The organism is Enterococcus sp. DIV0806c, from assembly GCF_051710905.1.
Lineage (GTDB): Bacteria > Bacillota > Bacilli > Lactobacillales > Enterococcaceae > Enterococcus_B > Enterococcus_B mundtii.
In genome coordinates, this window is sequence record NZ_JBIOLO010000001.1 from 1,806,628 (window position 1) to 1,819,337 (window position 12,710).

Genomic DNA, 12,710 nt, shown 5'->3' on the forward strand with positions numbered 1-12,710 from the left:
TCTATTTCTCTCCTCATACTATTATTCAACATCCAAGTACGTGGTTTCTTTCCATACCAATCGTCCTCTACAACGCCCACACAAATAGCGATCTGTATTGATTTTCCTTTTACGATAAATCCATTCAGCACACTTTTGGCATTGATATCCTTCGATTTTTTGCCTTCTATTTGAAGGAATGGCAGGTGCATAACGTAACCCACCCGTCTTTAACAATAAATGTTTGAAATCTGAGTCACGATGACGATAGCCTTTTCCAGTCAAGTGAAGATGATAATGACACAGCTCATGTTTGATGATCCCGATGATCGTAGCTTGATCGGCTACTGCAAACATCGTCGGATTAAAATCCAAATGGTGGTCATTCAAATGATACCTACCACCTGTTGTTTTCAAACGCTTATTGAACATTGCTTGGTGCATGAACGGACGCTGGAAGCTTGTTAAAGAAATCTCTTCGACTAACTGTTGTAATTCTTCTTGTGTCACGCTTGTTCCTCGTAAGGCGAAAGCATCGTCAGACTGATGCGCCCTTTGTTCGTATCCACTTGTTCGATCCAAACAGTGACGACATCCCCAACGGAAACAACGTCAGTTGGATGTTTGACGAATTTATTGCTTAATTTAGAGATATGGACTAAACCATCTTGTTTCACCCCAATATCAACGAATGCCCCAAAATCGATCACGTTTCGGACTGTTCCTTTTAATTCCATGCCAGGTTTCAAGTCTTCCATACTCAATACATCTGAACGCAAAAGTGGCGCAGGCATTTCATCTCGCATGTCTCGTCCTGGTTGGGTCAACCCTTCAAGAATATCTTTCAATGTTTCTTCACCTACTGGCACCTGTTGCACCAAACGTTGCGGAGAAAGTTGACTTAATTTTTCGATTGCTTCTTTTGTTCCTAAGTCTTTTTCAGATAATTGGTTAGCCTGTAAGATCTCTTTTGCTACTGCATAACTCTCTGGATGGATCGCAGTATTATCAAGTACATGTTTCCCACCAGGCACACGCAGGAAACCGATCGCTTGTTCATACGCTTTTGGCCCTAAACGTGGGACCTTCTTCAATTGCGTTCGAGAAGCAAATGCACCATTTTCTTCACGATACGTCACGATGTTTTGAGCAGTCGTCTTATTTAGACCAGAAATATGTTGCAACAACTGAGGACTCGCTGTATTGACATCGACTCCTACTTGGTTCACTGCCGTTTCAACAACAAAATCCAACTGTTCTGCTAATCTTTTTTGTGAAACATCATGTTGATATTGTCCAACGCCAACAGCCTTCGGATCGATTTTCACTAGTTCAGCCAACGGGTCTTGTAGTCTTCGTGCAATCGACACTGCACTCCGTTCTTCGACTTGTAACTCCGGAAATTCTTTACGGGCAATATCACTTGCGGAATAGACAGAAGCTCCGGCTTCATTGACGATGGCATAAAACGCTTGATGTTTGGCTAACTTCAACTGTTCTGCCACAAATAACTCCGATTCACGGCTCGCCGTTCCATTACCGATGGCAACCATATCCACATGGTACTGATCAATCAATTTCACAAATGCAGGGCCTGCTTCGGCTCTTTTTGCTTGATTTGCCGGTTTATGCGGGTAAATCACTTCGATCGCTAAAACCTTACCTGTCGCATCCACCACTGCTAATTTACAACCGGTACGATAAGCTGGGTCAAAGCCTAAGACAACTTTCCCTTTTAAAGGTGGTTGTAATAACAAGTTACGCAGATTCTCACCAAATATAGCGATGGCTTGTTCATCCGCTTTTTCGGTCAATTCATTACGGACCTCCCGCTCAATCGCAGGTTGGATGAATCGTTTGTAACTATCGTGAATCGCCAAACGTACATAACTAGCAGAAGGCGAAGCTGTATCAGGAATCAGTTGTCTTTCCAAGTAAGTTAAAAGTGCAGCTTCATCAACCGTTAAATTGACTTTCAATACTTCTTCTTTTTCTCCACGATTGGTCGCTAAGATGCGATGAGAAACGATTTTATGAATCGGTTCAGAAAAATCATAATACATTTCGTATACGCCTTTTTCATCATTCTCTTTGTTCTTGACCGTACTTTCATACAGGCCCTTGTTGTACGTATAGGAACGGACCCATGTTCTGAATTTTGCATTGTCACTTACCTGCTCCGCAATGATCTCATGGGCACCTAGTAAGGCTTCTTCAGGAGACGGAACTTCTTCAGTGACGTATTTAGCTGCTTCAGTCAAAACATCCTCAGATGTAAAGGTCAATAACCAAGTGGCTAAAGGTTCTAACCCTTTTTCTTTCGCAATCGTTGCTTTCGTTCTTCGTTTTTGTTTGTACGGACGATATAAATCCTCTACTTGTTGCATTTTTACAGATTGTGTAATACTTTGTTGTAATTCTGGAGTTAATTTTCCTTGTTCATCAATCAAACGCAAGACTTCGGTTTTACGCTTTTCTAAATTTTCTAAATAAGCATAGCGCTCTTCAATTTCACGGATTTGTACTTCGTCCAAGCTTCCGGTCATTTCTTTACGGTAACGAGCAATAAAAGGCACCGTATTTCCTTCTGCTAATAGATTTAAAACAGTCGTCAACTGTTTTGCTTGATAATCTGCCAATTCTTTCTTTACAAGATCTAGAATCGTTGGATTTACTTTGTCTGTCATTAAATAGCCTCTTTTCTAAGTCGAAATCGATTCTTGCTACGGTTTACTCATTAAAAAGCAAGAATCAAAAAATCATACTGATTTATTTTAGCATAGATTCTGGTATTTCTAAATGTAACTAAACAGTGTCTAGAACAAAAATAAAATTCATTTTTGTTTTTAATTTTAAAACGAATTATTGGTGTTCCAAAATCTGACCTTCAGGACTAAGCGAAAAAGCCCAAAAATTTGAAAAACAAATTTCGGGTTTCTCGGCTTATAAATCACAACTGGACACTTTTATCAAAAACTTTTTTTGATCAATCACGTGGTTGCCATGGTCCTTGATTGTTTTGATACTCGATATCTTGGATGATTCCAATTGGATCAAAAACGACACCATGCATTGATCCGCCAAAGACAGCCCCACCGTCGATCCCGATTTTCTGATCTTGTATCCATAAATCAGTTGTCTGCATATCTCCATGGAGTAGTGGCGTGATCGTATGACCAAATACGATCGTCTTACCCGTCCGATTCTTATGCTCATGAAAAGGCTCTCTGATCCATAAAAAATCTCTAGGGCTAGTATCACGCCAATCTTTTTTAGTTAGATCAACACCCGCATGGACAAAAAGATAGTTTTCCCATTCATAATATAAAGGCAAATTACATAAAAAATCGACCAATTCACGATATCTTGAACGAATCATCATGGCAATCTCAGTTGGTGAATATTCTTCTGCTGCACCTGGATGCAAAAGACTTTCCATTGTTTCTCTTCCACCGTTTCGTAAATAAGACGGATACCAGTCTTCTGGTTCTTGGAGAAACTGTAAGAAGTACTCTTCATGATTGCCTCGCAAGTAGATCGCACCAGTTTCTTTCACTAACTTCATTCCTAGTAATAAGCAATCTTTTGTTTTTGGTCCACGATCATTCAAATCACCAATCAAGACTAATTGATGAAGATGTAGATCATAATGTGTTAATAGCTTTTGAAAAAGATCATAACTTCCATGGACATCCCCGATTGCATAGACAAATGGTTTATTCATGATACCACCACCTTTTCATTTGATTATATCGTAATTCCACTATCATAGGTAGCAACAATTTCCGAATAGTTAAAGGAAAAATCTCCTGATTTCAGATTAAAATGAGAGCCACGAAAATTTGAAGAACAACTTTCATGACTCTCATTTTATTTTATAAACACTAGCTACGTCTGCTTTTATTGTTAGAAAAATTATACAAATGCTGCTAAATGTGCATCGATTTCTTCTGTTGTTAGATTTCTTTCTTTGACATAGCGATTATGCGGATGTTTGGCACATGCTACTGAACATGATCCTAAATGTTTTTCTTCGTTTTCCACTGATGCTAACATTTGACGATTACACTCTGGATTTGCACAGTTGATATAACGTTCGCAAGGAGTACCATCAAACCAGTCTTTCCCTACGATCTGCTTATCTACATGATTGATGTCGACAGCGATACGCTCATCAAAAACATACATTTTGCCATCCCATAGTTCCCCTTGGACTTCTGGATCTTTGCCATATGTCGCAATACCACCATGCAATTGACCGACGTCTTTAAATCCTTCTCTCACTAACCACCCTGAGAATTTCTCACAGCGGATGCCACCTGTACAGTAAGTAACGACCCGTTTTTCCATAAACTCTTCTTTATGGTCACGAATCCATTGTGGTAGTTCTCTAAAGCTACGGATATCAGGGCGAACCGCTCCTCTAAAATGCCCAAGATCATATTCATAGTCATTTCGTGCATCGATCACAACCGTATCTTCATCAAGAATCGCTTCTTTAAACTCTTTAGGCGATAAATAAGCGCCCGTCATTTCTTTTGGATCAATGTCATCTTCTAGTTTTAGTGAAACTAGTTCAGGACGCGCACGAACAAACATTTTTTTGAATGCATGACCCTCGCTAGGATCAATTTTGAAAAATGTGTCAGCAAAACGTTCATCTGCCAACATCGCTTCCATGTATGCCTCAGTTTCTGCGATCGTTCCAGAAACCGTGCCGTTGATTCCTTCTTCTGCGACAAGGATACGACCTTTCAAATTCAAAGATTTACAAAAAGCAAGATGCTCCTTCGCAAAAAGTTCAGGATCAGTGATCGTTGTATATTTATAATATAATAGTACTTGGTAATCCATTTAGTTACTTCCTTCCTACAATTCATTCCATAATAGTATAAAGAAGTCTAACTGAAATGACGATTTTTCTGCTTGTGCATTTTTGCGCAAGTATAGTTTACATAATATAAATATTGTAATTTTATGTATTCATAGACACAAAAAAACCGACTAAAATTTCAGTCGGAGTTCTTGCTTCATTCTTACTAAGTAAGTTATTTTCCTGTCACAGCAAAGTAATTCCCATCAGGATCTGCAAAGTTGAATACATATTCTTCACCTAAATGGACTAAATCACCTAATGTCACTTCTAATTGTTGCATCTTTTTGTATAAACCAAAAATGTCCGCACTATAAAACATCAAAGAAGGTGCCCCACTAGCTGTGCCTGGTGAATGCTGTTCGATAAATTCACGATCATATAAAACAAACGCAGTACCCGCATCTTTTGATTGGGCAATCTCAATAATCAATGTACCATCCATTTCTTGACGATCCAACACAACAAAACCGATCTGCTGCCAGAAATCTGCATTTTTTTCAACATCATCTACGTATAACATGATTTTCATTTCATTTGTAAACATCTATTCATTCCTCCACTTTTTTCGTCCTAGCTAGTTTAGCATAGCTGGTACTGAAAATCTATGTTGGAGAGGTACGGATGAGAAAAGTGATTTATGTCCTTCATTTTATAAGTAAACTTATCTTTTACTAGTCAAGTCTATGCTATATGATAGTAATCAGTCAAAAATGTTTTAATATAGCATTATTCGAAAGCTGCATGAATAATAGTCTTCACTTGGATAAGATCTTTTCGAGTATATTTGTAACTTAGCTTTTTTTGTTTAATAAGAAATTCACTTTCAGAAATTTTATTGATATAGTACACATTCCGTTTTTCGTTTACAATTTCTGATAAAACTTTTCTGCCAATTTGAACATCTTTAATATATTGAAATTTTTCACCACTATCATCTAGTTCACCAAAAAGAAATTTTACAATTTGTCTCCCACCTTTAACAAGTACTGTAAACCTATTTATTGGTACATCATAAATACATTCAATCTTAAAGAATTGAGATCTATGAAGACAATTTTTATCCCTTTTGTTTTTCTAAAAATCATATGCCTTATCATGATACTATACTGTATTCCTTAAGGGGATATTTTGTTTATTGCTGTTCTTTGACTTTTACTTAAAATATGGTTTAATCCATAAAGATTTTAGGCATTGATCATTATCTACCACAGCGATGACATTCTCAAGAAACTCTACACATTTATCACTGTTATTAAGCATAAAATCTCCAAAGCATAACCAATTTCGTTATGAATCATAGTAAGTAAGCCACGATTCTTCCTTATCTGGCCTCCATGAACCTGATTCCAAAGCCTCTTCTAGTTTGATTTTGCCTTTCTGTACCCTTAACGGTAAAATCAAATCTTTTTTATTCCAACTTTCTTTTGGTGTGTATCCCCAAACTTGATTAGCAGAATTTTTAGTAGAGTCAAATCCTATATTTATATAATTTATAAGTAATAAAATATCTGAGTTTAATTTGGGATTAAAATCTAAGTTTCCATCCTTATCATCATACGTTACTTGTCCGTTAATTATTTCATTCTCAAAATTTATATTTAGTTTTATCATTTTTCACCCCATTAAACTAGTTTTTCTATCTAAATTGTTTTTTTCATTTTATGATTTCTCCTCATAGACTATGGAGCAGGAGTTGAATATGTACGTATAGCCTAAAAATCATCGTTAAGATTCATTCACGTGTTGTATTTTCGATGTACAACTTAAAGTATCAAGAACAAAAAATCATCCACAAACTAGTGATGTGATGATTTTTTGTTCTTGAAATACCTTACTTACTATTTTCTAAAGTTTATAATTTTAATTTTTCTACTAATTTTTTAAAATTACGAATGTTTTTATTTCGCAAAGAATTTAGTTTAATTATTTCTGATAAATAATACTCTGATTTCTCTAATACTTCTGTTCTGAAGTCAGAAAATAGCATTTTTTTATCTTTCCAGAATTGATAATCCGGATTTGAAAGTTTCTCTGTGCGAATCCACCCTCCTTGACCCACTTTAGTACCTGAAACCTTACTAATAGATAGGATTTCTTTATCTCTATAAATTTCTATCCACGTATTAAAAGATTCAATATCATTAATCAAAACATAGTTTTCTGTTTTTAAAATCTCTAAGGCCCTTAAAAAACTTATAAACCAATCATATAGAGATACAGTAAAATCATCTAGTTCTTCTTCCAGGATAATCCCATAGTGTTCATTATCAATTGTGAAACTAAAATAGCCATATTCTCCGATAAGATTGTCTGAATCAATGTTTTCAAATACTTTAAATTTTATTTCAAGCATTTTCTCACCCTATTTCTTAAGATTTTTAAATTCCTCTAAAGTATACCGATACTTCCCATAAGACGTTCCAAATCCTCCATCAGGTTGGATATAAATATTGATTTCCTCTCCATTTATCTTATATAGAAAAGTATCTCCCTTCTTTCCTTGTGACAATAAATCATTATAAGCAATTTCTGTATATTTTTTTATATCTTCACTAGTCCAATTAGAATTGAAAAAGCTAGTTCCATCTAACTTTTCAGTCAATTGATTTTCAGTTAAAAACTGTGATTGTTTCTTGAGAGAATTAATATTATGTTTATTTATATGTGATTGATTATTTTTACTAAGAGGTCTTTTTATTTTAACATCTGATATCGCCCCACCTACCTCCTCAATCTTACCATTTTCCACCTGCTTCACACCAGTAGTCGTCAATACTTTGTAAGACGCATAAGTAAAGCCTAAGACCATCAAGGCTTGACCCAGTTCAGATTCATTGATCCATGTGTAGCCGTCTTTGACGTATTGTGAGGTAGAGACGAGACTGCCTAAGAGTGGGTCTAGTTTTTCACCAGTTTCGTAATTGACGCCTTGACGCCATGCTGCATTGACTTTCTCTTGGTAGGTATCGTACGTCATGAATTGGATCAGTTCAGGTTCTAAGTAGTGACCTACTTTCGTGACATATTGATACAGCTCGGGGTTCACGATGCCATAGCCTGATTGCTTGTCTTCGATTTTCCAAAAGACACGTGGGTTTCCCTCGCTATCGTGAATAATGAGGGCATAGACGTTGTACTTTTCTAGTTCTTTGTTTTTAGTTGGATCGATGCCTTTTTTCTCGTTTTCTGCTTGTTGCCATTTGTCTTGGATCGTAGTTGTCCAGGACAAATCTTTCGGCATAGAGAATGTCTTCGTTTGACTATTCCAAGCAGTTTTCGTTTGAGCAAGGCCTTGATTGACTGCTTGTTCGAGACTTTTGATTTCTGTAAAAAATTGCGCGGAGCTTTGGTTGTAAGCTAAGAGTTTTTGGAGTTTTTCTTCCAGCTTGTGTTTCAAGTCATGATACATCGTGAGTAACAACGTATTCTGATTGAGTTGAAAGCTTTGATGTTCTTCTGGCATATAAGGTGAAAGAAGCAGTTGCCGTATCCCTTCAGCTTGGGTGATATATTGATTCATTTGACGAATTTGCGCTTCTAATTCGGATTGTTTCAAGCTGATAGAATCAACTTGATTTATGTATTCCTGTGGAAATCGTTTCGCTGCTTTTTCGACCGCTTCGGAGAGTAAAATTCCTCCTTGGACGAGTGGGTAAAGTATTTGAGAAAAATAGGCTTTCGCAGCGTCGTAGGTTTTCCCTTGGAGATTGGGCGTTTGTAAAGTGAATTGAGTGATGGCTTGTTGGAGATTTTGGTAATCAGTGACTTGTTTTTGGCAGAAGTGACTGGCGCTCGTGGCTTGGGCTAAGGAATCGGACAGATACATATCGATACTCATGTGTTTTGATCCTCCAACAAAATTTTTCTTTTCTCAAAGCTAATCTCATCAAGCTTTTGCGTGATTTTTTGTTGTTGGATCATTTCGTAATGTTGGCATTCATCAAAGCCATTCATCAATCGCCTACTTTGATGTGAAAACTCCGAGGTGAATGTTTCGATGGACGTAAAGGTATTCGATTTCTGGTAAGACAATTGTAATCGAAATAAGAAGTTTCCGATTTCTTTAAAGTGATTCTGGTAATCTGAACGGCAGGCATCAAGTTGTTTCATTTTCTTTTCCTGTTCTTCTCTTTTTGCTTGCAGCAACGTTTCCTCGGTATCAAGATTTATCCATTGATTCATTAGCGTCTCTCCTTAAAAAGATCTCGACTTAACTGAGTGTCTAGTGTAGAAAATCCTTGAGCAGCAGTTTGCAATTGATTGGCAGCGCCTGAGATGGCTGAGGCAATTTGATTGGCTGAGTTTTTGGCGGACGTTATGCTACTTTGAATGTCTTGATTGCCAATTAGCGTGGTGCGTGTGTCATTTTGAAGCGATGATGCTTGGTTTAAAGGGGTGGTTGCACTGGTGATTCTTGAAGTGGACTGTTGGGCTTGTTGAGAACTACTGCTGAATGTGACCATTGATCTCCTCCTCGATTTATATAGGCTGTATAGAACGCTTACATATTCATTATAACAATACATAACCTTCCGTTGGATGAGAATTGTATTAGATAGGTCTTGTTACCTTATTGTTTTATACATTTTTATATTGAAAATTCCACACTTTCACTTTTCGGAATATATTTACAGAGTAAAAAAGCGAGAGCATTTGGCTCTCACTTTTCTTTTTTTATTAAGCATTCACGTCAACGACTTTTGCTTCATCTTTGATCACATCTCGATCAAGATCATTGATACGTGCACTTGTAACAATACCTGCTACCATACTACCACTTACGTTGACAGCTGTACGAGCCATGTCGATCAATGGTTCGACGGAGATAACTAAACCAACGATTGCTACTGGTAAGTTCATTGAACCTAATACGATCAATGAGGCAAAGGTTGCCCCACCACCGACACCAGCTACTCCGAATGAGCTGATTGTTACGATGGCTACTAGTAGCAAGATGAATTGAATGCTAAAGACATCCATTCCAGCTGCTGGTGCAACGATTGTCGCTAGCATGGCTGGGTAAACACCCGCACAGCCATTTTGACCGATCGATAAACCAAAGCTGGCAGCAAAGTTTGCTGTGGCTTCATCCACACCGAGTGCTTTTGTTTGTGTTTCGATATTCAATGGCAAAGCCCCCGCACTTGAACGTGAAGTAAATGCAAAACTTAGTACTGGAAATGTTTTTTTCAAGTAGTCGATCGGGCTGACTTTCACACCGATCAAAATCAAGAAATGAACGATCATCACTGCAAACAATGCAAGATAAGACGCTAACACAAATTTACCTAAGTTCAAAATGGCATCAAAATCACTTGTTGCCATCACGTTCGTCATCAATGCGAACACGCCATAAGGTGTCAAACGCAAGACTAACGTCACGATACGCATCACGATACGGTACAAGCTATCGATCATATCAGCAAAGAATGATGCTTCTTTTGGTGCTTTTCGTTTGATTCCTAAGTAAGCAACCCCAACAAATGCCGCAAAGATCACGACAGCAATCGTACTTGTTGCACGAGTTCCGGCAAGGTCTGCAAAAATATTTTTAGGAATAAATGACAAGATTTGTTGTGGGATACTTAATCCTTCCACTGTTTCTTGTCGTGTCGCTAACTCAGAAATACGAGCAGTTTCGGCCGCTCCTTGCGTAAATTCAGCACCTTGAAGACCAAATGCGATCGTCACACCGATCCCAATCAATGCGGAAATAGCCGTTGTTGCTAATAAAGTGGTCAGCACCGTTGCACTGATTTTACCTAATTTTTCTGATACTTTCATTTTTGTAAAAGCCGCAACGATTGAAACAAAGACTAAAGGCATGATCAACATTTGTAAGAAACTAACGTAGCCGTTCCCAACGATACTGATCCAATCCATGGATTGCGTAATAACCTCGTTTTCTACTCCAAAAATTAGTTGCAACGCGCCCCCGAATACGATACCGGCAGCTAGCGCAGTGTAAACCCGCGTTGAAAATTTTGCATGGCGCTTTTGCATACGATAAAACACATATAATAATGCCGCAAAAACTAGAACCACTAAAACTGTGATGAGTGTTGTCATTTTCATCCTCCTCTTAATTTGTAATGACAAGTCCATCTAAGGAAGTAAAGGTTCCCGAGAAGAACTCTTCAGCTCTTCTCCTGAAAATATTTTTTTCAGTGACTTATTCATTCTAGACTATTTTCCGAAATTTTTCCTTACTTTTGCTTACAATTAGTAATAGAAAAAAACACCAGTGATAGCTAATAACTATCACTAGTGTTTTTTTCTTAATTTTCTTCTTTGGCTTTTTCTTCTTTTTCTGATTGGAAGTTCAATTTCACACCTGGTGCATCCAAGGCGATCTCTGTTACTTCGTAGGCCAGACGTTTGACCATCTCAAAAAGCGGTGCCACTAATTCATCGACCTCTTCTTGCGTCACATCGTTTTGATCTTGGACTTTACGATTCAAGATGTGGTTGATTTGACTAACGCTTCCAGATAACACATATGTATCAAATACTAAACGAAATTCTAAACGGGCACCAACGATGCTATGTTCTTTCGGATAGTTTTCAATTGTCTCTTTTAGTGGTGAAAAACCTACTTTTAAGTCGGTTTGTACCTCTTGATCAGGCTTTAAAAAATCATAATGAAAAGCTTCTACTACTTCTTTTTGTCTTCTAATTTCCATTTTATCACTCCTCTGTTTAAATTATAGCATAACTAAAGTTGAAAGGGGATACTTATTCTGCATTCTTTTCGATTGCTAAAATATCCGCTAGATTCGCCACAATATGATCGGCAGGAATCTCACCTAAGAAATGATCAATATCATATAGGCAAGTGTGGATCTTTGCATTGATCCCTGCTTCAATATCTAATCTTCGATCCCCTACCATCATAGTTTTTTCTGGGTCTAAGTGATACTGATCGATCAAGTGATTGATGGCATCAGGTGCTGGTTTTCTGGCAAAGCCTTGGTCGATACCAATCACTTCTTCGATCAAATCTGCTAGCTCAAAGACTTTTAAAAGTTTCCAAGTAGAAGCCGTTACACGATGTGTTAAAATATAATGTTTTGCTCCATTCTGTTTTAAACGGCGTAAAACCATTTCAGTCTCTTTGAACGGTACTGAGAGTTCCTGATATTGTTCTTCATATTGATGAAACAAATGATTGAAGGAGACTTCTTCTAATTGATAGCTTTCTCGTAGTTTTCTCACCGATTCTTGCTTCATCACACGATAGATTTCCTTTTTTGGGCGTTCGATACCAAAATCTTGTAATGCTTGAGATACTCCTTCAACCATCGCCGGATACGTATCGAACAATGTCCCATCAAAATCCCAAATGTAATTTTTAATCATTCTTTTACTCCTTTTTACTCATTTCACTAGACATTTGACTAGTATTTTTTCTTATACCTTTCTTGTAAATTGCGTGCCACACTTTTTACAAGTCACTCGAATCTCACCCTTGCCTTTCGGCGCTCTTTGCTTGAGTTGACAAGTTGGACATGAAAAAATCGTGTAGGTAGCGCTAGCTTGTTGTTCAGGTTGACGTTTCAGTTTATTTTTTATTTTTGTAAACCAGCTTTTGATCGCCACTGTTTTTTGTAAATACGCTTGATTTTCGTTTGAACGAACATAGATTTTCTTTGAACTAAATCGAGCGATGGTCAAAGCGATAAAAAAGAAGAAGAGTAGATAGCCTAAACTGAAAGGCAACCAATATCTAACGACAAAGAAAAATAATCCTAAAACTAACAATAAACGATTCAATGGATCAAGACGCGCATATCTCCCTTTCATAACTTGTTGATATTTTTGTTGAGCTTTCATTATACGTTGTATCCAAATAGGT

Annotated in this window: 14 protein-coding genes; all 14 read right to left on the minus strand. The window is 37.3% G+C overall.

All coding sequences use genetic code 11. The features are described from left to right. Positions 1–21: 21 nt before the first annotated feature. The 14 genes from IGK77_RS08620 to IGK77_RS08685 all read right to left on the minus strand — a co-directional run bounded on the left by IGK77_RS08620 (position 22) and on the right by IGK77_RS08685 (position 12,688). Positions 22–489 (minus strand): SprT family protein, encoded by a 468-nt coding sequence (locus IGK77_RS08620; RefSeq protein ID WP_071867665.1) that lies wholly within the window; start codon positions 487–489, stop codon positions 22–24. Continuing rightward, a complete protein-coding gene (locus IGK77_RS08625; RefSeq protein WP_074799263.1) occupies positions 486–2,666 on the minus strand; it encodes a Tex family protein in 2,181 nt (726 codons plus the stop codon). Before IGK77_RS08625 ends, IGK77_RS08620 begins: the two co-directional genes overlap by 4 nt. 299 nt (positions 2,667–2,965) lie before the next feature. Beyond that, on the minus strand, positions 2,966–3,703 hold the full coding sequence (locus tag IGK77_RS08630; protein ID WP_071867663.1) for a metallophosphoesterase family protein: 738 nt from the start codon (positions 3,701–3,703) through the stop codon (positions 2,966–2,968). 191 nt (positions 3,704–3,894) lie between these two features. Further along, positions 3,895–4,833 carry an oxygen-dependent tRNA uridine(34) hydroxylase TrhO gene (gene trhO, locus IGK77_RS08635; RefSeq protein ID WP_071867662.1) on the minus strand — a complete coding sequence of 313 codons (939 nt, stop codon included), beginning with the start codon at positions 4,831–4,833 and terminating at the stop codon, positions 3,895–3,897. 194 nt (positions 4,834–5,027) lie between these two features. Further along, entirely contained in the window at positions 5,028–5,399 is a 372-nt protein-coding gene (locus IGK77_RS08640) for a VOC family protein (RefSeq protein ID WP_019724568.1), read from the minus strand. Positions 5,400–6,142: 743 nt separating this feature from the next. Further along, a complete protein-coding gene (locus IGK77_RS08645) occupies positions 6,143–6,466 on the minus strand; it encodes a hypothetical protein (protein ID WP_218150053.1) in 324 nt (107 codons plus the stop codon). A 241-nt stretch (positions 6,467–6,707) separates the two neighbouring features. After that, a complete protein-coding gene (locus IGK77_RS08650) occupies positions 6,708–7,208 on the minus strand; it encodes a hypothetical protein (protein ID WP_074799265.1) in 501 nt (166 codons plus the stop codon). A gap of 9 nt (positions 7,209–7,217) precedes the next feature. Then, positions 7,218–8,693 carry a transposase gene (locus IGK77_RS08655; protein ID WP_438713143.1) on the minus strand — a complete coding sequence of 492 codons (1,476 nt, stop codon included), beginning with the start codon at positions 8,691–8,693 and terminating at the stop codon, positions 7,218–7,220. Next, entirely contained in the window at positions 8,690–9,037 is a 348-nt protein-coding gene (locus IGK77_RS08660; protein ID WP_071868111.1) for a DUF3958 family protein, read from the minus strand. The genes IGK77_RS08655 and IGK77_RS08660 overlap by 4 nt, the downstream gene beginning before the upstream one ends. Further along, positions 9,037–9,318 carry a TIGR04197 family type VII secretion effector gene (locus IGK77_RS08665; protein WP_074799267.1) on the minus strand — a complete coding sequence of 94 codons (282 nt, stop codon included), beginning with the start codon at positions 9,316–9,318 and terminating at the stop codon, positions 9,037–9,039. Before IGK77_RS08665 ends, IGK77_RS08660 begins: the two co-directional genes overlap by 1 nt. A 214-nt stretch (positions 9,319–9,532) precedes the next feature. Then, positions 9,533–10,924, minus strand: a complete 1,392-nt coding sequence (locus tag IGK77_RS08670) for an L-cystine transporter (RefSeq protein WP_019724480.1) — start codon at positions 10,922–10,924, stop codon at positions 9,533–9,535. Positions 10,925–11,133: 209 nt separating this feature from the next. Beyond that, positions 11,134–11,538, minus strand: a complete 405-nt coding sequence (locus IGK77_RS08675) for a DUF1149 family protein (RefSeq protein ID WP_019724590.1) — start codon at positions 11,536–11,538, stop codon at positions 11,134–11,136. A 52-nt stretch (positions 11,539–11,590) separates the two neighbouring features. Then, on the minus strand, positions 11,591–12,211 hold the full coding sequence (locus IGK77_RS08680; RefSeq protein ID WP_177187653.1) for an HAD-IA family hydrolase: 621 nt from the start codon (positions 12,209–12,211) through the stop codon (positions 11,591–11,593). A 54-nt stretch (positions 12,212–12,265) separates the two neighbouring features. Beyond that, on the minus strand, positions 12,266–12,688 hold the full coding sequence (locus IGK77_RS08685; RefSeq protein WP_233433775.1) for a hypothetical protein: 423 nt from the start codon (positions 12,686–12,688) through the stop codon (positions 12,266–12,268). Positions 12,689–12,710 lie beyond the last annotated feature (22 nt).

What these genes read in the sequence shown, in the direction of transcription:
- IGK77_RS08625 (WP_074799263.1), bottom strand. Translation starts at nt 2,666, where the DNA reads ATGACAGACAAAGTAAATCCAACGATTCTAGATCTTGTAAAGAAAGAA.
- IGK77_RS08630 (WP_071867663.1), bottom strand. Translation starts at nt 3,703, where the DNA reads ATGAATAAACCATTTGTCTATGCAATCGGGGATGTCCATGGAAGTTAT.
- trhO (WP_071867662.1), bottom strand. Translation starts at nt 4,833, where the DNA reads ATGGATTACCAAGTACTATTATATTATAAATATACAACGATCACTGAT.
- IGK77_RS08640 (WP_019724568.1), bottom strand. Translation starts at nt 5,399, where the DNA reads ATGTTTACAAATGAAATGAAAATCATGTTATACGTAGATGATGTTGAA.
- IGK77_RS08645 (WP_218150053.1), bottom strand. Translation starts at nt 6,466, where the DNA reads ATGATAAAACTAAATATAAATTTTGAGAATGAAATAATTAACGGACAA.
- IGK77_RS08650 (WP_074799265.1), bottom strand. Translation starts at nt 7,208, where the DNA reads ATGCTTGAAATAAAATTTAAAGTATTTGAAAACATTGATTCAGACAAT.
- IGK77_RS08655 (WP_438713143.1), bottom strand. Translation starts at nt 8,693, where the DNA reads ATGAGTATCGATATGTATCTGTCCGATTCCTTAGCCCAAGCCACGAGC.
- IGK77_RS08660 (WP_071868111.1), bottom strand. Translation starts at nt 9,037, where the DNA reads ATGAATCAATGGATAAATCTTGATACCGAGGAAACGTTGCTGCAAGCA.
- IGK77_RS08665 (WP_074799267.1), bottom strand. Translation starts at nt 9,318, where the DNA reads ATGGTCACATTCAGCAGTAGTTCTCAACAAGCCCAACAGTCCACTTCA.
- IGK77_RS08670 (WP_019724480.1), bottom strand. Translation starts at nt 10,924, where the DNA reads ATGACAACACTCATCACAGTTTTAGTGGTTCTAGTTTTTGCGGCATTA.
- IGK77_RS08675 (WP_019724590.1), bottom strand. Translation starts at nt 11,538, where the DNA reads ATGGAAATTAGAAGACAAAAAGAAGTAGTAGAAGCTTTTCATTATGAT.
- IGK77_RS08685 (WP_233433775.1), bottom strand. Translation starts at nt 12,688, where the DNA reads ATGAAAGCTCAACAAAAATATCAACAAGTTATGAAAGGGAGATATGCG.